The sequence below is a fragment of the Aeromonas sp. Y293-4 genome, from assembly GCF_027705905.1.
GTDB lineage: Bacteria > Pseudomonadota > Gammaproteobacteria > Enterobacterales > Aeromonadaceae > Aeromonas > Aeromonas veronii.
This window is the reverse complement of the sequence record NZ_JAPDCI010000002.1, coordinates 63,489-81,467: the sequence shown is the minus strand read 5'-3', so window position 1 is coordinate 81,467 and position 17,979 is coordinate 63,489. Positions and strand designations below refer to the sequence as shown.

Here is a 17,979-nt window from a genome sequence, read left to right as displayed (position 1 = left end):
CCCGGTTGTCAGGGGGTGAGCCCCATCAGGCTGATATCAAACCGGAGCCAGTCGCTGATAGAGGCTGCGGTAGTAATCATCCGCCAGCAGCTCGTTGTGAGGGGCGCAGAGGCGGATCTGTCCCTCTTCCATCAGGGCAATCCGGTCCATCTGCTCCATCCCCAGCAGGCGGTGGGAGATGAGCAGCAAGGTGCGATCTGCCCCAAGCTTGAACAGCAGATCCATGATCTCCCGCTCGGTCTGACCGTCGAGCCCTTCGGTCGGTTCGTCCAGCAGCCAGAGCGGCGCATCGTGCAGCAGGGCGCGGGCGATGCCGATACGGCGACGCTCACCACCGGAGAGGGGGCGGCCGCCGTCACCGAGCCAGGCGTCGAGGCCCGCCTCATCTTCCAGCAGATTGGCCAGTCCGACCTGGGTCAGTACCGCAATCAACTGCTCGTCAGTGGCGGTCGGGGCGGCCAGTTTGAGGTTGCCCCGCAGGGTATCGGCAAACAGATGCACCCGCTGGCTCACCACTGAGATGGAGGCGCGCAGCGCCCCTTCGCTGTAGTCGGTGAGCGGCTTGCCACCCAGCAGGATCTTGCCTGCTTGCGGGCTCCACTCCCGGGTCAGCAGCCCCATCAGGGTCGATTTGCCGCAGCCGGTCTGGCCCAGCAGCGCCAGCTTCTCACCGGCGTGCAGCTGCAGGGTGCAGCCACGCAGCACCGGCTGAGGGTTGCCGGGGTAGCCAAAATAGAGGTCATTGATCTGCAGCGAACCAACGGTGGCATGGGTCTGTTCGTCGCCCCACGCGGGGGCTTTTGCCTCTTGCAGGATCTCGTTCAGGCGGCGTGCCGAGGTGAGGCTGGTGGAGAGGTGCTGGAAAGCCCCCGCCAGCGGCATCAGTGCCTCGAAGCTTGCCAGGGTGGCAAAGACCATCAGTGCTGTGATGGGGTCGGGCGCAGCACCCGCTACCCCATGACCGGCCAGCCAGAGCATCAGGGTCAGGGTCCAGCCGCTCAGTAGTTGCACCGAGAAGTTGGCCAGCCCGCTCACCTTGGCCATCCGGGCCTGCGCGACGACCAGCGCCTGTTCGGCTTGTTGCAGCTCAACCAGCGCCTTGGGGGCGGCGGCAAACATCTGCAGTTCGGCCTGACCATCCAGATAGTCCACCATCCGGGTGCGCAAGGTCGATTTTTCGGCAATCAGCGCCTGACCGGGGCGACGGCCGAGGAAGTAGAACACCAGCGGCAGGGCAATCATGCCAAACAGCAGAATGGCACCCAGGGTGAGGGCGAGGCGACTGTCGAAAAACGACAGGAAGAAGACCAGTCCGGCGGTGCTGAGCAGGGCCGCGCCTATGGGGGTGATCAGCCGCAGATAGACGTGGTCCATCGCATCGATGTCGGCCACCAGCCGGTTGAGCAGATCCGCCTGACGGAAACCGGCCAGAGTACCGGTGGAGAGCGGCGAGAGTTTCTGCCAGAACCAGACCCGTAGTCGGGTCAGTACCCTGAAGGTGGCGTCGTGGCTCACTACCCGCTCACCCCAGCGACCGGCTGTGCGGACGATGGAGAAGAAGCGCACCCCGCCCGCGGGGGTCATGTAGTTAAAGGCATGGGTCGTCGCAACTGTCATTCCCGCCACGGCGGCGGCGGAGAGGAACCAGCCGGAGAGGGAGAGCAGCCCCATGCCGGCGGCCAGGGTCACCAGCGCCAGCAGCAAACCAATGGTGAGGCTGAGCCAGTGTTGGCGATAGAGGCGCAGAAACGGCAACAGATCACTCATCGAGAGAACCTCCGGAACGTTGGGAGAGCAGGCGGGCAAAAGGTCCCTGCCCAGAACTAAGTTGCTGGAAGCTGCCTTGCTCCACCAGCTGGCCGCGGGCCAGCACCATTATCTTGTCCATCTTGGTAAGCTGGTCGAGGCGGTGGGTGATCATCAGCAGGGTCTGGCCAGCCATCGCCTGCTCGAGGGTGGTCATGATGGCGCGTTCGGAGTGGCGATCCAGACTGGCGGTCGGCTCATCGAGCACCATCAGCTGGGTCGATTTGAGCAGGGTGCGCGCCAGGGCGAGACGCTGGGCCTGACCGACCGAGAGGCCGCCGGCCTGATCGCCGACCGGATAGTCGAGCCCCTTCTCCATGGCAAATTCCCACGCCTGCGCCCGTTTCAGGGCATCTTCCAGCTCGGCATCGCTGGCCGTTGGTTTGGCCAGCAGCAGGTTGTCGCGCAAGGAGGCGTGGAACAGCTGCGGGTTTTGCGAGAGCCAGCCCAGTTGCAGGCGCCACTGGCTCATGTCGAGGGTGGCAAGCTCCTGCCCGTTGACCTTGAGCTCACCGCGATAGGGGGCAAAGCCGAGCAGGGCATTGACCAGCGAGCTCTTGCCTGCGCCGCTGACGCCGATGAGGGCGGTACGTGAACCGGCTTCCAGGGTGAAGTCGATGGGGCCGACCAGCACCTTGCCCTCGGCGCTCAGCACTTCAAGGCCTTTTGCTTCTATCTTGACCGGGCTGTCGGCATGGAACGGCGCCGTGCCTGCGGCCGGTTCGCTCACCTCGGCTTCTAGAAATTCAAGCAGCTGCTCGGCAGCGCCGATAGCCTGCGCCTTGGCGTGGTAGTGGGCACCCAGTTCCCGCAGCGGGGCGTAGAACTCGGGGGCGAGAAACAGCACGAACAGACCGGTAAAGAGGGTGACCTTGACCCCATAGCTACCAAAGTTCAGATGGTCGATATAAGAGAAGCCGAAGTAGACGGCGACCAGCGCGACTGAAATGGCGGCGAAGAACTCCAGCACGGCGGTGCTCAAAAACGCCAGGCGCAGCACTTCCATGGTGCGCTCGCGAAAATCTTCCGAGGCGTCGCGAATAGCGTCACCTTCTGCCTGGGTACGCATAAAGAGTTGCAGGGTACGCAGCCCCTTCAGGCGATCGAGGAAGTGGCCGGAGAGACGGGCCAGCGCCTGAAAATTGCGGCGGTTGGCATCGGCGGCGCCCACACCGACCAGGATCATAAAGATGGGGATGAGGGGGGCAGTGCCCAGCAGGATCAGACCTGCCGCCCAGTTGACCGGGAACACGGCCACCAGAATGACCACCGGAATAAAGACGGCGATGGCCATCTGTGGCAGATAGCGGGAGAAGAAATCCTGCATGTTTTCAATCTGTTCCAGCAGCAGGCTGGCCCAGCTACCGGCCGGACGGCGCTGAATATAGGCAGGGCCGAGACGACTCAAGCGAGTGAGCACCAGCTGGCGGATGGTCTGGCGCACCGCGCTGCCCGCCTTGAAACTGGCCACTTCCCGGCCATAGGCCAGCGCCGCTTTGCCAAGCGTCACCAGCAGCAGGGTAATAAAGAGCGTGATGGATTGCTCAGGCGTTGAGCCTTCGATGATAAAGCCGTGCAACAGGGTCGCCAGCAGCCAGGCTTGCGCCACCATCAGAATGCCCTGGCCAAGGCCAAAAGCGATGGATATCGTGATCCAGCGGCGACCGTGACTCGATTGCTTGCGCAACCAGCCATAGAGACGTTTTTGCGTTTTTTTATCCATTACCACCATCCTCGCGTCGAGTGGCGCAAGACTATCCTTGCCGTTTGGCCTTGGCAACCTTGTAAATTATCTGTGTTGAAAATGTTTGATTGAAAAAGCAACCGTCTGTTCAATCCTTGTCCGAACAGATTGATTTATTGAAAAAAGTGGCAAAGGCGCCATTGCGCTCGGCGGCAAAATGCATATAGTAGGAGCCCTGACGCGGGTGTAGTTCAATGGTAGAACGGTAGCTTCCCAAGCTGCATACGTGGGTTCGATTCCCATCACCCGCTCCAAATTTCAGATGCCAAGCGGGCATCGTATAATGGCTATTACCTCAGCCTTCCAAGCTGATGATGCGGGTTCGATTCCCGCTGCCCGCTCCAGCTTCAAAACAAAAAGCCCACTCCTGCGAGTGGGCTTTTTGTTTTTCATCTATCCTGTGCGCCGTTCGACGTCACGCTCACCGTTTCTCAGCTTTAAGGCAAACCGCAGAGACAGAAAAGGCGCCCGAGGCGCCTTTTCAGATCAACAGCGTAGCGGGAGCTTATTCCTGCTCCAGCTCACCACAGAAACGGTAGCCTTCGCCGTGGATGGTGGCGATGATCTCCGGAGTATCGTTGACGCTTTCGAAGTGCTTGCGAATGCGACGGATGGTCACATCGACGGTACGGTCGTGGGGCTTGAGCTCACGGCCGGTCATCTTCTTCAGCAGCTCGGCACGGGTCTGGATCTGGCCCGGGTTTTCGCAGAAGTGCAGCATGGCGCGGAACTCGGAGCGCGGCAGCTTGAACATGTCGCCAGTCGGGCTGACCAGTGCGCGGCTGTTGATATCCAGCGCCCAGCCGTTGAACAGGTAGCGCTCAACCAGCTTCTTCTCTTCGCCACCGGCTGCCACGTTCATGGTGCGGCTCAGCAGGTTGCGGGCACGGATAGTCAGCTCGCGCGGGTTGAACGGCTTGGTGATGTAATCATCGGCGCCGATCTCCAGACCCAGGATCTTGTCCACTTCGTTGTCACGACCGGTCAGGAACATCAGGGCGATGTTGTCGTTCTCACGCAGCTCACGGGCCAGCAGCAGGCCGTTCTTGCCCGGCAGGTTGATGTCCATGATCACCAGATTGATGGTGTGGGAAGTGAGGGCCTGGTGCATTTCGTCGCCGTTGTTGGCTTCGAGCACGATGTAGCCTTCGGCTTCAAAAATGCTTTTCAGGGTATTGCGTGTGACCAGCTCGTCTTCGACGATCAGAATGTGTGGTGTTTGCATGAGTATTCCCAGATTCTTATCAGTTAATTATCTTAAATTTAACACTCTTTGGCGTTTCAAACCGATTTCCTGACTGATCCTGAAAATTTATTACGTCATCCTGGGTATGAGAGTCAGGTCGGAATATCGCGAATTAGGCATCAGTACCGGCAAGTATCCCTGTGCCACTTATAGGTTCCCGACAAGTCTGGTCGAGCAGAGCCTGGAAAGGTCGTCCATTACGAAAGTGGCCGCATTTTATCAGTTAACAGGAGCATAACAACACTCTTTGCCGTCAGATAGCAACTTTTTAACTCTGATTTGATATAGGTCAAACCCTGGTACAGCAGCATCATACTTGGCCTGAACCGGGTTTTCGCCCCTACAAAATGTAATGGAATGTAACATGTGATTGACATGAATTTGTGGGAAAACTACAAGAAAATCTGCTTTATCGCGCCATTTGAGCCACCAGACTGGTCTGCCTTTGCCATCATCACAGCCTGGAATCCGGCCAGCCAGTGGGTCACACAACGACGCAATATGCGGCGGGAACGGGCGCTGTGGCGCCATCTGATCGTGGATTTGCAGGTGCCCGTGGTGGGGCCGTTTTGGGGATCTGACCCGGACGAACGCTGGCAGGAGTCATCGCTGGCGGTGGCGCTATCCCTGCCACAAGCCCGTCAGCTGGCTGTTCGTTTTGGCCAGAACGCCATCTACTGGGTGGAGGATGGCCAGCTTTGGCTGACACCAGTATTGATGGATAAATCAGCAGTTTATCTGGGCAATATTGAATCCTTCTGGATTGCCAGAAACCTTGCCTGATGAAAGAATGAACACCTTCATGTATCTGAAAGGAATCAAATCATGCTGGATCTCCTGCCCGACCTCTGCGATCAACATGGCGACTTGCTGCAAGTGGCCGACCCGGTGTTTCAGGATTTTGGCGGCAAGGCCCTCTTTTATGGTCGCGCCGTAACGCTCTCCTGTTATGAAGACAACAGTCTGGTGCGGGATCTGGTGACCCGCCCCGGTCACGGCAAGGTGATGGTGATCGACGGTGGCGGCTCGCTGCGCCGTGCGCTGCTTGGCGATCAACTGGCGGTCAAGGCGGTGGAGCAGGGGTGGGAGGGGATCCTGATCCACGGCGCGGCGCGGGATGTGGGCACCCTGGCGACACTGGCGCTCGGGGTCAAGGCGCTGGCGGCCTGTCCGGTCAAGACCGAGAAGCGGGGATTGGGAGAGCTGGGGGCCGTGGTCAGCTTTGCCGGTGTGACCATCCACGAAGGGGATTACGTCTATGCGGATCGCAACGGCGTGGTGGTGAGTGCCACGCCGCTGATCTGATTCAGAAGTTGAAACCGACCCCCAGGCTCAGTGCCTGATCGGCAGTGATGGCGCTGACGCCGTAGTTGGCGGTGAGGGAGAGTCTGGGGGTCAGCAGCAGGCTGGAGTTGAGCTCCAGCAGGGTGCTGGCCTTGTTGAGATCAAGATGCTTGATCTGGCTGCCGATATTGAATGCCGGAGAGAGCTGGTAGCGTACCCCCGAACTCATATTGAAACCGGATGTGCGATTTTGATCCGCCACCGCCGGGCCTGCTTCCATAAAGAGGGTCACATCATCCACCACCGGATATTGATAGCCGCTATTGACCAGCCAGAGATCAAAACTGTCGCTGTGATGGCTATGGCCATTGAGCAGCACACCCGAGTAACTTTTGACATAGAGAGACGGGTTGGATTGCGGCTGAACCACTGCCCAGTCGGCGGCCTGTACGGCCATGCTGGCGCAGGTTGCAAGCAGTGTGATGATGAGAGATTTGACCATTCGTTTCCCCTCCCTGGGTCCGGAACTGAGCCTAAGCATGGCACATGCCAGCTGGTAGTAAAGTGAAGGGAGATCACAATAAAATCCTTTGGCATGGGCGCCAGCCATGATAAACAGGCTGCCGTATTGATGGCTCTAATCATTAAGAGGTGAATCCATGAACAAGAAACTGACTCTGCTGGCCGCGCTGGCACTGGGAGGCTGCGCAATGGCAACAGGTTCCAGCATGGCTCAACTGCAAGCATCCAGCTGGCAGCTGCAAGGCGCCACCGGCGATACCTTCACCCTGCAAGTGGTCGACGGCAAGGTGGCGGGCAAGGGCGGCTGCAACCGCTATTTTGGCGGTATCACCAAGCAGGGTGACGGTGTCTTGACGCTGGGCGCCATGGGCTCCACTCGCATGATGTGCATCGGCGACGCCATGAACAAAGAGACCGAGTTCCTGCAAAAGCTGGAGAAGGTGGCAACCTACTCCATCAACGGCAACCAGCTGACTCTGAGCGATGCCAACAAGGCGGCCCTGCTCACCTTTAACGCAGTGCCTGCTACCAAATAAGGGACGCGTTCGTCTGATTGCCCCGACAGCTCTGACTGTCTGATACGCCCTCCCTCTGGAGGGCGTCTGTTTATCTGCGACGAACCCTGCGTGGTCGTCCGCTACTGTTGTTCACTCGTCGATTCTCCAGTCAGCCCGGTTTGATACCAGAACCTCGTATCTTCGCTTCGGTACGTATCTTGATCATTTCAATGATTCTTGTATAGTTGAAATGAAAGGTCACACCAAGGGGAGTGAAGATGAACAAAGAGATGGCCACCAAGGTCTTTGAATCGCTGGCATCCGGCATCCGGCTCGATGTATGGCGGCTGCTGGTGAAGGCCGGGCTGGAGGGGCGAGTCGCCGGTGAACTGGCCAGCGAGCTCGATATTGCCCCCAATACCCTCTCGTTTCACCTCAAGGCGATGCTCAACACCGGTCTGCTGTCGGTGGAGCAGGAGGGGCGCTTTCTGCGCTACCGCGCCAATATTCCCCTGATGCTGGATGTGATCGCCTACCTCACCGAGGAGTGCTGTGCCGGTCATCCCGAGGCGTGCGGCGTGATGCGTGCCGAGTCAGCCTGCTCCCCTCATGTTCTGCCTGCGCAGCCCTGCTGCAACAAGGAGTAATGCCATGTCCTCCATTCAGATTTTTGATCCCGCCCTCTGCTGCTCCAGCGGGGTCTGCGGTACCGAGGTTGATCAGGCTCTGGTCACCTTCGCAGCCGACCTTGCCTGGGCCAAGGAGCAGGGCGTTGCCATCGAGCGTTTCAATTTGGCCCAGCAGCCGATGCAATTTGCCGAGACACCTGCCGTCAGCGCTTTTCTGACCCACGCCGGGGAGGAGGGATTGCCACTGGTGCTGGTGGAAGGGCAGGTGGTGTTGACCGGCCGTTATCCGAACCGCAGCGAGCTGGCCCGTTATGCCGGGCTGCCTGCGCCGCAAGCGGCTATCAAGGGGATCGTCAAGGGTGGCTGCTGCTCTGGCAGCGGTTGCTGCTGAGTCGCGACGCACCATTCAGGAGAGGCTATGTATCATTTTCTGACCAATCCACCGCCGTTTCTCTTTTTCACCGGCAAGGGCGGGGTGGGCAAGACCTCGCTGGCCTGCGCCAGTGCGGTGGCTCTCTGCGATATTGGCAAGCGGGTGCTGCTGGTGAGCACAGATCCTGCCTCCAACGTGGGGCAGGTGTTTGCCACCGAGATCGGCAATCGCGTCACCACCATCGCCGCTGTGCCCGGTTTGTCGGCGCTGGAGATAGATCCCCCCGCGGCGGCCAAAGCCTATCGGGAGCGGATCGTCGGGCCGGTGCGCGGCAAGTTGCCCGAGAGCGTGGTGCGCAGCATCGAGGAGCAGCTCTCCGGCGCCTGCACCACCGAGATTGCCGCCTTTGACGAATTCACCGCGCTGCTGACCGACCAAACACTGCTGGCCGAGTATGACCATATCGTCTTTGATACGGCTCCAACCGGTCACACCATCCGGCTGCTGCAACTGCCGGGCGCCTGGAGCGAATTTCTGGAGCAAGGCAAGGGGGATGCCTCCTGCCTTGGCCCGTTGGCGGGGCTGGAGAAGCAACGCAGCCAGTATGGCGAGGCGGTCGCCGCCCTGGCAGATGCCACTCGCACCCGCTTGGTGCTGGTGGCGCGCGCCCAGCAATCTACTCTGCGGGAAGTGGCCCGCACCCACGAGGAGCTGGCCGCCATCGGCTTGTTGAATCAGCAACTGGTGATCAATGGCCTCTTCCCCGAAGGCGCCATTGCCGGAGATCCGCTGGCAATGGCGCTCTGGCAGCGTGAGCAACAGGCTCTTGTACAGATGCCGCAGGGGATAAAGGGGCTGGCGCAGGATCATATCCCGCTGCTGGCCACCAATCTGGTGGGGCTCGACAGTTTGCGCCAGCTGCTGCAACCACAGGATGCTGGTGGGCAGGTATCACTGGCAACGTCAGCTCATCTGCCAGCCCAGCCCGAGTTGAGTTCGCTGGTGGACGAGCTGGCCGCCGACGGTCACGGCCTCATCATGCTGATGGGCAAGGGCGGGGTAGGCAAAACCACGCTGGCGGCCGCCGTGGCGGTGGAGCTGGCGAGCCGCGGCCTGCCGGTGCACCTCACCACCTCGGATCCCGCCGCGCACCTGAGCGAGACGCTGGCAGCTAGTCTGCCCCATCTGGAGGTGAGCCGCATCGACCCCCACGCCGAGACCGAGCGTTACCGCGCCCAGGTGCTGGCCACCAAGGGGGCGGCCCTGGACGAGCAGGGGCGGGCACTGCTGGAGGAGGACTTGCGCTCCCCCTGTACCGAGGAGATCGCCGTGTTTCAGGCCTTCTCGCGCATTATTCGCGAGGCGGGCAAGCACTTTGTGGTGATGGATACTGCCCCCACCGGCCACACCCTGCTGCTGCTCGACGCCACCGGCGCCTACCACAGGGAGATCGCTCGCCAGATGGGAAACAAGGGGCTGCACTTCACCACCCCCATGATGCAGTTGCAGGACCCCAAGCAGACCAAGGTGCTGATTGTGACGCTGCCCGAGCCGACGCCAGTGCAGGAGGCTGCCAATCTGCAATCCGATCTGCGCCGGGCTGGCATCGAGCCTTGGGGCTGGCTCATCAACCACAGCTTGCAGCAAGCTGCGGTCAGCTCGCCGCTGCTGCAACTGCGGGCCGAGCGCCAGTTGCCCCATATCGAAGCGGTCGAGCAGCAACACGCCAGCCGCTACGCCGTGGTGCCGCTGCTTGCCGAGGAGCCGGTAGGGCCCGATGCCCTGCGCCGCCTCTGCCAGCACCATTGAGTCGCCACCCCGGCCGGCTGCCGGGGCGGCTTGAATATGCCGTTACTTGTTATAAACCCGTGTGTTGAACCAATAGAAGATGCGGGATTGCGCCGCATCGGGAGCTGTGATGTCTGCAACATGTGATGCCAAGGCCGTGCCTGCCATCGGCTTTTTTGAACGTTATCTGACCGCCTGGGTCGCCCTCTGCATTCTGGTGGGGATTGGGCTCGGGCAGGGTTTGCCGGATCTCTTCAAGGCGATCGGTGCCATGGAGGTAGCCAAGGTCAACCTGCCTGTGGGGCTGCTGATCTGGGTGATGATCATCCCCATGCTGCTCAAGATCGATTTTGGCGCCCTGCATCAGGTGAAGGGGCATCTCAAGGGGATTGGGGTCACCCTCTTTATCAACTGGCTGGTCAAGCCCTTCTCCATGGCCTTCCTCGGTTGGCTCTTTATCCGCGTGCTGTTTGCCGACTGGCTGCCGGCGGATCAACTCGACAGTTACGTAGCGGGGCTGATCCTGCTGGCTGCGGCCCCCTGCACCGCCATGGTGTTTGTCTGGAGCCGCCTCACCAACGGCGATCCCTACTTCACCCTGTCGCAGGTGGCGGTGAACGACCTCATCATGGTGTTTGCCTTCGCCCCGCTGGTGGCGCTGCTGCTCGGAGTCTCCAGCATCATAGTGCCGTGGGATACCCTGCTCACCTCTGTGGTGCTCTATATCGTCATCCCGGTCATCATCGCCCAGCTGTTGCGCAAGGCTTTGCTGAAAAAGGGAGAGGCCCATTTTGACGGCGTCATGGCCCGCATCCAGCCCTGGTCGGTGGCGGCCTTGCTGCTCACTCTGGTGCTGCTGTTCGCCTTTCAAGGCAACGCCATCATTGAGCAGCCGCTGGTTATCGCCCTGTTGGCGGTGCCGATCCTGATCCAGGTGCTGTTCAACTCGGGATTGGCTTACTGGCTTAATCGCAAGGTGGGGGAGAAGCACTCGGTTGCCTGTCCTTCCGCCCTGATCGGCGCCTCCAACTTCTTCGAACTGGCGGTGGCCGCCGCCATCAGCCTGTTCGGCTTTCACTCCGGCGCGGCGCTCGCCACCGTGGTCGGGGTGCTGATCGAGGTGCCGGTCATGCTGCTGGTGGTGCGGGTGGTTAACGCCAGCAAACCCTGGTACGAAGCGGGGCTGAGCCGTTAACTGATGGCCGCTAACAGCTGGCCGCGAACTGATGCTATCGATTTTCTATTCACTTGATTAATGAGAGACACGCAAATGAGTGCAATCACCATCTATCACAACCCGGAATGTGGTACCTCCCGCAACACCCTGGAGCTGATCCGCAACAGCGGCGTGGAGCCCACTGTCATCCACTATCTGGAGACGCCCCCCTCACGCGACCAGCTGGTGGCGCTGATCGCCGCCATGGACATGCCGGTGCGCGATCTGCTGCGCAAGAACGTCCCCCCCTACGAGGCGCTCGGTCTGGCGGAAGATCGTTTCAGCGATGATGAACTGATCGATGCCATGCTGGCCCACCCTATCCTCATCAACCGGCCTATCGTAGTCACCCCCCTCGGTACCAAACTGTGCCGTCCGTCGGAAGTGGTGCTCGATATTCTGCCCGATCAGCAAAAAGGGGCCTTCGCCAAGGAAGATGGCGAGCAGGTGGTGGACGCGAGCGGCAAGCGCCTCAAGTAATCATCTGAGTGCTCAAGTACGGATTGAAACAGGGCCAGCTTCACGCTGGTCCTGTTTCGTTCTGTGAACAAGTTGAAAAAGTTATTCCGGCCAATCGTTTTACCGCTTTTTCTGTGACGATGATCACTGTACCATCGCCGCCCGACCTGCCACCCGGCCGCATCTCCCCCTGCGACGGCGCTGGCGTCACCCGATACATGCTGTCACCCGGAACGTGAATGACCCCAGGATGGGACCCGCCACTAACCTGTAGGTTTGTGGTCTGCGTGTCGCGTGGGTCGGCACCTCTCCCGCCGGATCGCCCGCGACACCTGTCTGCAGACTTGCCATATGAAACTCCTCTCTTCATAGGTGCAAGATGACACTGTTATTGAGTCTGGTCGGTATGCTGGCCCTGATGTTTATCGCCTGGTTGGCGAGTGAAAACCGCCGAGCCATCCGCTGGCGAACCGTGCTGGGTGCGCTCGCCCTGCAAACCGGTTTTGCTGCCCTGGTGCTCTATTTCCCCCCCGGACAAATCATGCTCGGTGCCATGAGCAATGGCGTCTCCGCCCTGCTCGGCTTCGCCGACAGCGGCATCCGTTTCGTGTTTGGCGATCTGGCCAGCAATGGCTTTATCTTCGCCGTGCGGGTGCTGCCGCTGGTGATCTTTATCAGCGCGCTGATCGCCGTGCTCTACCACTTCGGCATCATGCAGTGGGTGATCCGGGTGCTGGGCGGTGCCATTCACCGTCTGCTTGGCACCAGCCGCGCCGAATCACTGGTGGCCACCGGCAATATCTTCCTGTCGCAAGGGGAGTCGCCGCTGCTTATTCGTCCCTTCCTCGCCGGTATGACCCGCTCCGAACTCTTTGCGGTGATGACCTGTGGCATGGCTTCGGTGGCGGGCTCGGTGCTGGGCGGTTACGCCGGTCTGGGGGTGGATCTGAAATACCTCATTGCCGCCTCCTTTATGGCGGCGCCGGGTGGCCTGCTGATGGCCAAACTGCTGGTGCCGGAGCAGCAGCAGGTGAGCGATCAGACCGAGATCACCCTCGACAAGAGTGACTACAGCAATGCCATCGATGCGCTGGCGGGCGGCGCCATGGGCGGCATGAAGATCGCCGTGGCCATCGGCACCATCCTGCTCGCCTTTGTCAGCGTCATCACCATGATCAACGCCGGTCTCACCACCGTCGGCGAGTGGTTTGGCTGGGCCGATCTCTCCCTGCAGCAGCTGCTGGGTTATCTGTTTGCCCCGGTGGCCTGGCTAATTGGTGTGCCCGCCAGCGAGATGATGGCGGCAGGCTCCCTGATCGGTCAGAAGGTGATCATGAACGAGTTTGTCGCCTATCTGGACTTTGCCAATATCAAGGCTGACCTGAGTGCCCACACCCAGATCATCATCACCTTCGCCCTCTGTGGTTTCGCCAATCTGGGCTCCATTGCGGTGCAGCTCGGCTCCATCGGTACCATGGCACCGGAGCGTCGTCACGATGTGGCCAATATGGGCTTCAAGGCGGTGCTGGCGGCGACCCTGGCCAACCTGATGAGCGCCACCCTGGCCGGGATCTTTGTCTCCCTCTGATGAGATAAAGCCAGGCTGCGCCAGTAAAAAAGCGCCCGCCCCATCTGGGGCGGGCGCTTTGCTTTATGGGCAGGGGGCTAGCGAGCGTTCGCTTCCCCCAGCCGTGGGTTGAGGGAGAGGATACGGGTCTTGCTGACCCGGTGGCGATAGATCTCTCGCAGATAGAGCAGCGCCTTTTTCACCGATTCACGGCTGAGGCGAATATCGTTGATGGAGACGAACTTCTCTTTCTCGCGGATAAGCTCCCGATATTTCTTCTCATACATGGGCTTGATGGCGTACCAGTTGGTATCGAGGATCTTGGCCGGGTTCTCGAACTCGTTGAGCATGCTGTCGAGCAGCGCATCGTTCCACTCCTCATTGCAGATCATCTCGATCACCGCTTTGTCCAGATGCTCATCGAAGCGATAGTGATCCTTGGCAAAGCAGCGCTTGATAAAGGCCACGATCAGGGTCAGGAAGTCATCGCTCAAGCAGGGGCTCTTGACGATCAGGGTGGTGAGGGAGATGTTGGCCGACGCCCCTATGACCAGCGCATAGCGCTTGAGGGTGGTATTGGGGAAGAGCCCGTTGAGGTGAGACTTGAGCCGGTTGAGATCCATATAGGAGAGCTTGTACTCCTTGGGTAGGGAGATGATCGACACCACAGAGGAGCAGTTCTTGAAGAAGTGCAGCTCGTTGAGGTGGGCCGGGTCATGGCCACTTTTCACATAGTCGTCCAGATACTCCCGATAGTTGCCCGCCTCGATGGGCAGCAGACTGATCCCCTCGATGGCCTGGGTCATCTTGTTGAAGTGGGGCAGCTCGATGGAACGGGTGAAGAGATCATCCACATTGAGCCCGTCCTCCTTGTCAAACAGGCCGCCGGGGGGAGATATGGACTCGGCATACGCCACCGCCACCGGCCCCGCCAGACTCATAAAGAGGTCGTTGGCATCGAGTCGAATGGTCTCGCTGATATCGATGCCCGCCCGGCGAAAGTAGTTCTCGTCGTAGTCGGTGGTGACGGCCTGGGCGGTAAGAATGTTGAAGATCTGCTGGGAGATGTACTGGTTGGCGTACTTCTCCATGGTGTTGACGTCAACATGCTGGATCTCGCCATCGTCGCTCTCTTCGGCGTAGCGCATGATGTCGTTGGAGATCAGCATCATGGCATTCCAGGGTCTGATCCGCTTGAGCATGCTGGCATCGCACGCCTGCTCGTTGTCGAAGTGATAGGAGAAGTCCCACTCCTCGGCCAGATACTTGCACAGCAGGCGCCCCGCGTTGATGTGCAGCGCTTCCGAGATCTCGATACCCCGATCACAGATATTGGGCAGGATGCAGATGCCGCTGGTGAAGATGGGATCGAACATAAAGTGCTCCCCGAGGGAGAGGTGCTCCTCCTCTTCTGACGGGGGTGAAAAGGTCTTGCTCATGTAGGAGTACTGCTGGGCCAGTCCGAACTCGGAGGCCATGCCGGAGCCGGTGCCGCCCCCGGCGCTGAAGATGTAGAAATAGAGGCGGGACTGGTTGGCCTTGATACCGCAGGAGTCCACCAGATAGGTATGAATGGCCTGCCACTCGGAGTTGGCGAAGTAGTGGGGGCTCTTGTTGAGGATGATCTTGGCCAGATACTGGCCAAGGATGGGGGCGTTACCCGCGCCACCCGCGTGGATCTCCGACAAGTCCATCACCCGCATCTTGGCGTAATCACGCAAGGAGCCACCTTCGCCGCTGCGATTGGAGTGACGGATGCGGCCATCAATGTCCTTGTCCAGATCCCCCAGCATCACCATGGGCTCGATCAGAAAGACCGGCCGGGCCCCGTTGTTTGGCAGCCGCAGGTTGCGCCGGATCCAGCTCACCGGACCAAACTCCTTCTCCCGCTTGCGTTGCTCTTCACTGTTGAACTCATTGAGATAAAAGCTGCGGGCGTTGTAGACCAGCGAGGCCACATCCTGCGCGATGTTGGAGCCGCAGCGTCCCAGCCCCACCAGACAGACGGACGGAAAGTTGTGGGGCACGGCGGCGCCCGTTTCACTCTCTCCGATGGCGGCCGGAAACACCGCGTGGCGCAGCTGCTCCAGATTGGCGAGAATGCGGGCCAGATCCCCTTCGGTGTAGTAGAGGTAACGGTTGCCTGCGTCCTGCTCATCATCCGTGCTGATAGGTAGCAGATCGATATGCTCGGTCATGAAAAAAGATCCCTCTTGGCGGCGAATGTATATAAATCAGCAGCTTTGGACTGCCCGCTAACTCTAGATGATAAAAAGCGGGGGCGCGGTGAGAGGAGGGCGAGAGTTGTGACTGTGTGATCATGGGCACAGCAACACCCCGGAAATCTGCCGGTACCCCTTACCGGGCTGATTGGGTGATGGCGCCCCATTCCCCTGAAAAGGGGGCGACCACACTCAACAACGTGTTGGCCGCGTGCCGGATTATCCCGCTCTGAGCGGCCTGTTTTCCTTGCGCTGGCGTGGTGGCGCTCGCATGAAAAAGAATTTTTAGATTGGTTTTGGTACTTCCAATCGATTATTTGATTGGGCAGTAACGGCATTAGCGGTGTCAGATTAGGGGAGCAGGTTGGCCAACGCGCCGTCAGCCAGTCTTTACGCGGTCACACAAGGAGACACTCTGATGGAAACACTTGACCAGAAAATCGACACCATGCGAGAAGCATTTATGCAGCAGGAGCGCAAACAGGCCCACGACAAGTGGCAAGCCAGGGTCGAAGAGCTGCTACAGATACGGGGTGAGGAGAGACAACCGGAGGAGCAGGAAGAGTAGTGCTCGCTCCCGGGCGAAAGTTGAGGTAGCGCACATTTCGTATCGGCTACCCGTTATCTACCACCGATAAAAAAACCACCGACCTTTTGCAGGTCGGTGGTTTTTTTATGGATTGCTGCCGATTGGATGGCCTGACTTCCGGGCCGAGCAATGGGGTCACATCCAGGGGCGTAGGGGCGCGACTATTTCGAATGGGTGACGGGCTCTTCGGAGAGCAACTCGTTGACGAATCCAACTGCTAAATGAATATTCGACTCCATCTTGTCGCCGTCCACCGCGTTCGCTTTCCACGATTCGGGGGCTTCGGGGTGTGGCCCGGAAACGGCCACCTTGCCTTTGCCATATGAGCTGATCAGCGCGGCAATCTGATGGTTTTGAAACTGGGCGATGACCTTGACCTGCTCGGGGCTTGGCACCGGCGTAAATTGCGGGCCGGCCTGGTAATACATCTGGCGATCTTCGCCAAGCCAGGTGATTGGGAAGATCCTGGCGCTAAAGTCGCCGTCATAATCATCGGATGTGGCAGGGACAAGGCCCAGCGCCGGCACAAAGCCCTCCTCCTCAGACCAGCCGGCGGATGCCACAAAGGCCCCCCCACAGACCCCGAGGTAGCGGCCACCATTCTGCAAATAGGTTTTTAACGCCGAACGAGCGTCCGCGGTGAAGGCGTTGAGGAGCGGCTCAACATCGTCCTCAGTGCCGCCAACGATAAACACCCTGGCATTATCGAGCTCTGCAGGCAGCGCCTCGATATTGGAGAGATACCTGACCGGCAACCCCACCTGCCTGACCACATCCGCAATCGCTCTGGTGCTATCCCCATCAGAAACAGGCCCGTTATAGATCAGCGCGTACGGCTCTTGCTGCGGCTGCGCAGAGGCGGCCTCTGCCATGCATCCAGTCACTAACCAAAGGCTGATAACGCTCGCAATCAGCCTGATGCCTTTTGATATATTCATCGCTGCCACTGTCCGTGTGATGTGAACCGAAGAGACTACTTATCACGATCCCGTTCTGTATGTCAGCCGCAGTTAAATGAACATTTCAAGTTAATGCGCTAACGCTGATTGGGCCTGCGTTCGACACACAACGAACGAGCCAATACAGAGGGACAAACCACAGGATTTCGGCCCCCGCTTCAGAGCGCGTGCAACAGCCGTCTCACTTCTTCCTGTGTGACGCCTCTTCTGGCTGATGGATAAGGATTCGAGGGAGGAATCAAGCAACATAAGAGGGCGCACTTCACCTTCACTTCACCGAGCGGGGGTAGGGTAGGCTCACGTTTTCAGTTGGAGCTTTATTCTATGCCGACCATAGTCACTCACGCCGCCGTACCTCTCTGCCTTGGACTGGGGCTTGGCAGCCGGATTATCCCGCCACGCCTGCTGCTGGCAGGGGTTGCCATCGCCATGCTGCCCGATGCCGATGTGCTCGCCTTTAAACTGGGGGTCGCTTACGGCCATGTCTTTGGCCACCGCGGCTTTACCCACTCACTGCTGTTGCCCACACTGGCCATGCTGTTTCACCGCCAATTTCGGGCCAGTGCCGCCACCGTCTGGTCGTTTTTGCTGGCCTCGCTACTCTCCCACAGCCTGCTCGATTCCCTCACTACCGGCGGCAAGGGGGTTGGCTGGCTCTGGCCGTGGCGTGACGAGCGTTTCTTCGCCCCCTGGCAGGTGATCCGGGTTGCCCCCTTCAAGCTGGAGGCCTATCTCACCGCCCGAGGTGAGGCGGTGATCCTCTCCGAGCTCTACTGGGTCTGGCTGCCGGGGGCTGTATTGATGCTGGTGTTGATGGGCTGGCGGGGGGCAGTGAGTGTTTGCCTGACATAGTTGATTATTACAATTTGCCCTCAAAATTTTTTACATGAGGTGTTAGAGCACCTCATGTAATGCGTGATTACAGCCTTAATTGTTTTTAATTAGTTGGGCTCTTTGTCGCGTAGTGCCTTTACTTTAGTAACTAGCTTTTGCAGAGCGGGATCATTGTTGGTGCCAAAGCGTTGGATTAGCTCGTCATATACCGTGATTGCGTCTTCTGAACGGCCTAGCTGGCCTA

17 protein-coding genes and 2 tRNA genes are annotated in these 17,979 nt (G+C 59.5%); 13 read left to right on the top strand and 6 right to left on the bottom strand.

Features of this window, described 5'->3' with window-relative positions; genetic code table 11:
* Positions 1-36 precede the first annotated feature (36 nt).
* Positions 37-1,767 carry a heme ABC transporter ATP-binding protein/permease CydC gene (gene cydC, locus OKC31_RS02540; protein ID WP_270656191.1) on the bottom strand — a complete coding sequence of 577 codons (1,731 nt, stop codon included), beginning with the start codon at positions 1,765-1,767 and terminating at the stop codon, positions 37-39.
* Positions 1,760-3,529 carry a heme ABC transporter permease/ATP-binding protein CydD gene (gene cydD, locus OKC31_RS02535; protein ID WP_270656190.1) on the bottom strand — a complete coding sequence of 590 codons (1,770 nt, stop codon included), beginning with the start codon at positions 3,527-3,529 and terminating at the stop codon, positions 1,760-1,762. The genes cydC and cydD overlap by 8 nt, the downstream gene beginning before the upstream one ends.
* A gap of 201 nt (positions 3,530-3,730) precedes the next feature.
* On the opposite strand from cydD, the gene OKC31_RS02530 reads away from it, so the two are divergent.
* Together OKC31_RS02530 and OKC31_RS02525 are read left to right on the top strand one after the other, a co-directional pair.
* Positions 3,731-3,804 (top strand) — tRNA-Gly (locus OKC31_RS02530).
* A 15-nt stretch (positions 3,805-3,819) separates the two neighbouring features.
* A tRNA-Gly gene (locus tag OKC31_RS02525) sits at positions 3,820-3,894 on the top strand.
* Positions 3,895-4,055: 161 nt separating this feature from the next.
* On the opposite strand, the gene arcA is transcribed toward OKC31_RS02525, so the two are convergent.
* Positions 4,056-4,775 (bottom strand): two-component system response regulator ArcA, encoded by a 720-nt coding sequence (gene arcA, locus OKC31_RS02520; protein WP_005338193.1) that lies wholly within the window; start codon positions 4,773-4,775, stop codon positions 4,056-4,058.
* Positions 4,776-5,171: 396 nt separating this feature from the next.
* Here arcA and OKC31_RS02515 point away from each other — a divergent pair, with 396 nt between their 5' ends.
* Together OKC31_RS02515 and OKC31_RS02510 are read left to right on the top strand one after the other, a co-directional pair.
* The gene (locus OKC31_RS02515) at positions 5,172-5,579 is read left to right on the top strand and encodes a DUF3293 domain-containing protein (protein WP_270656189.1); all 408 of its coding nucleotides are present in this window, start codon (positions 5,172-5,174) and stop codon (positions 5,577-5,579) included.
* A 42-nt stretch (positions 5,580-5,621) separates the two neighbouring features.
* A complete protein-coding gene (locus OKC31_RS02510) occupies positions 5,622-6,101 on the top strand; it encodes a putative 4-hydroxy-4-methyl-2-oxoglutarate aldolase (RefSeq protein WP_005338188.1) in 480 nt (159 codons plus the stop codon).
* 1 nt (position 6,102) lies between these two features.
* On the opposite strand, the gene OKC31_RS02505 is transcribed toward OKC31_RS02510, so the two are convergent.
* Entirely contained in the window at positions 6,103-6,582 is a 480-nt protein-coding gene (locus tag OKC31_RS02505) for a hypothetical protein (RefSeq protein WP_005350173.1), read from the bottom strand.
* Positions 6,583-6,739: 157 nt separating this feature from the next.
* Here OKC31_RS02505 and OKC31_RS02500 point away from each other — a divergent pair, with 157 nt between their 5' ends.
* From OKC31_RS02500 to OKC31_RS02470, 7 genes are all read left to right on the top strand, one after another.
* Entirely contained in the window at positions 6,740-7,138 is a 399-nt protein-coding gene (locus OKC31_RS02500; protein ID WP_005338183.1) for an META domain-containing protein, read from the top strand.
* Positions 7,139-7,377: 239 nt separating this feature from the next.
* Positions 7,378-7,746: an ArsR/SmtB family transcription factor gene (locus OKC31_RS02495; RefSeq protein ID WP_005338181.1), complete on the top strand. Its 369-nt coding sequence runs from the start codon at positions 7,378-7,380 to the stop codon at positions 7,744-7,746.
* A gap of 4 nt (positions 7,747-7,750) precedes the next feature.
* Positions 7,751-8,119, top strand: coding sequence for an arsenite efflux transporter metallochaperone ArsD (gene arsD, locus OKC31_RS02490; RefSeq protein ID WP_106842498.1), 369 nt, complete (start codon positions 7,751-7,753; stop codon positions 8,117-8,119).
* A gap of 27 nt (positions 8,120-8,146) precedes the next feature.
* Positions 8,147-9,910, top strand: a complete 1,764-nt coding sequence (gene arsA / locus OKC31_RS02485; RefSeq protein ID WP_270656187.1) for an arsenical pump-driving ATPase — start codon at positions 8,147-8,149, stop codon at positions 9,908-9,910.
* A gap of 109 nt (positions 9,911-10,019) precedes the next feature.
* Positions 10,020-11,084 carry an ACR3 family arsenite efflux transporter gene (gene arsB, locus OKC31_RS02480; RefSeq protein WP_115522547.1) on the top strand — a complete coding sequence of 355 codons (1,065 nt, stop codon included), beginning with the start codon at positions 10,020-10,022 and terminating at the stop codon, positions 11,082-11,084.
* 75 nt (positions 11,085-11,159) lie between these two features.
* On the top strand, positions 11,160-11,585 hold the full coding sequence (gene arsC, locus OKC31_RS02475; protein ID WP_080741219.1) for a glutaredoxin-dependent arsenate reductase: 426 nt from the start codon (positions 11,160-11,162) through the stop codon (positions 11,583-11,585).
* Positions 11,586-11,943: 358 nt separating this feature from the next.
* Positions 11,944-13,152 (top strand): NupC/NupG family nucleoside CNT transporter, encoded by a 1,209-nt coding sequence (locus OKC31_RS02470; protein ID WP_021230483.1) that lies wholly within the window; start codon positions 11,944-11,946, stop codon positions 13,150-13,152.
* 77 nt (positions 13,153-13,229) lie between these two features.
* On the opposite strand, the gene OKC31_RS02465 is transcribed toward OKC31_RS02470, so the two are convergent.
* Positions 13,230-15,329 (bottom strand): hypothetical protein, encoded by a 2,100-nt coding sequence (locus tag OKC31_RS02465; RefSeq protein ID WP_075115664.1) that lies wholly within the window; start codon positions 15,327-15,329, stop codon positions 13,230-13,232.
* A gap of 442 nt (positions 15,330-15,771) precedes the next feature.
* Between OKC31_RS02465 and OKC31_RS02460 the strand changes: the two genes are divergently transcribed.
* Positions 15,772-15,921 (top strand): hypothetical protein, encoded by a 150-nt coding sequence (locus OKC31_RS02460; protein ID WP_005338159.1) that lies wholly within the window; start codon positions 15,772-15,774, stop codon positions 15,919-15,921.
* A gap of 182 nt (positions 15,922-16,103) precedes the next feature.
* Here OKC31_RS02460 and OKC31_RS02455 read toward each other — a convergent pair whose 3' ends face one another.
* On the bottom strand, positions 16,104-16,880 hold the full coding sequence (locus OKC31_RS02455; protein WP_270656186.1) for a BPL-N domain-containing protein: 777 nt from the start codon (positions 16,878-16,880) through the stop codon (positions 16,104-16,106).
* Between the two features lie 345 nt (positions 16,881-17,225).
* Between OKC31_RS02455 and OKC31_RS02450 the strand changes: the two genes are divergently transcribed.
* Positions 17,226-17,753 (top strand): metal-dependent hydrolase, encoded by a 528-nt coding sequence (locus tag OKC31_RS02450; protein ID WP_270656184.1) that lies wholly within the window; start codon positions 17,226-17,228, stop codon positions 17,751-17,753.
* The last annotated feature ends 226 nt before the right edge of the window (positions 17,754-17,979 follow it).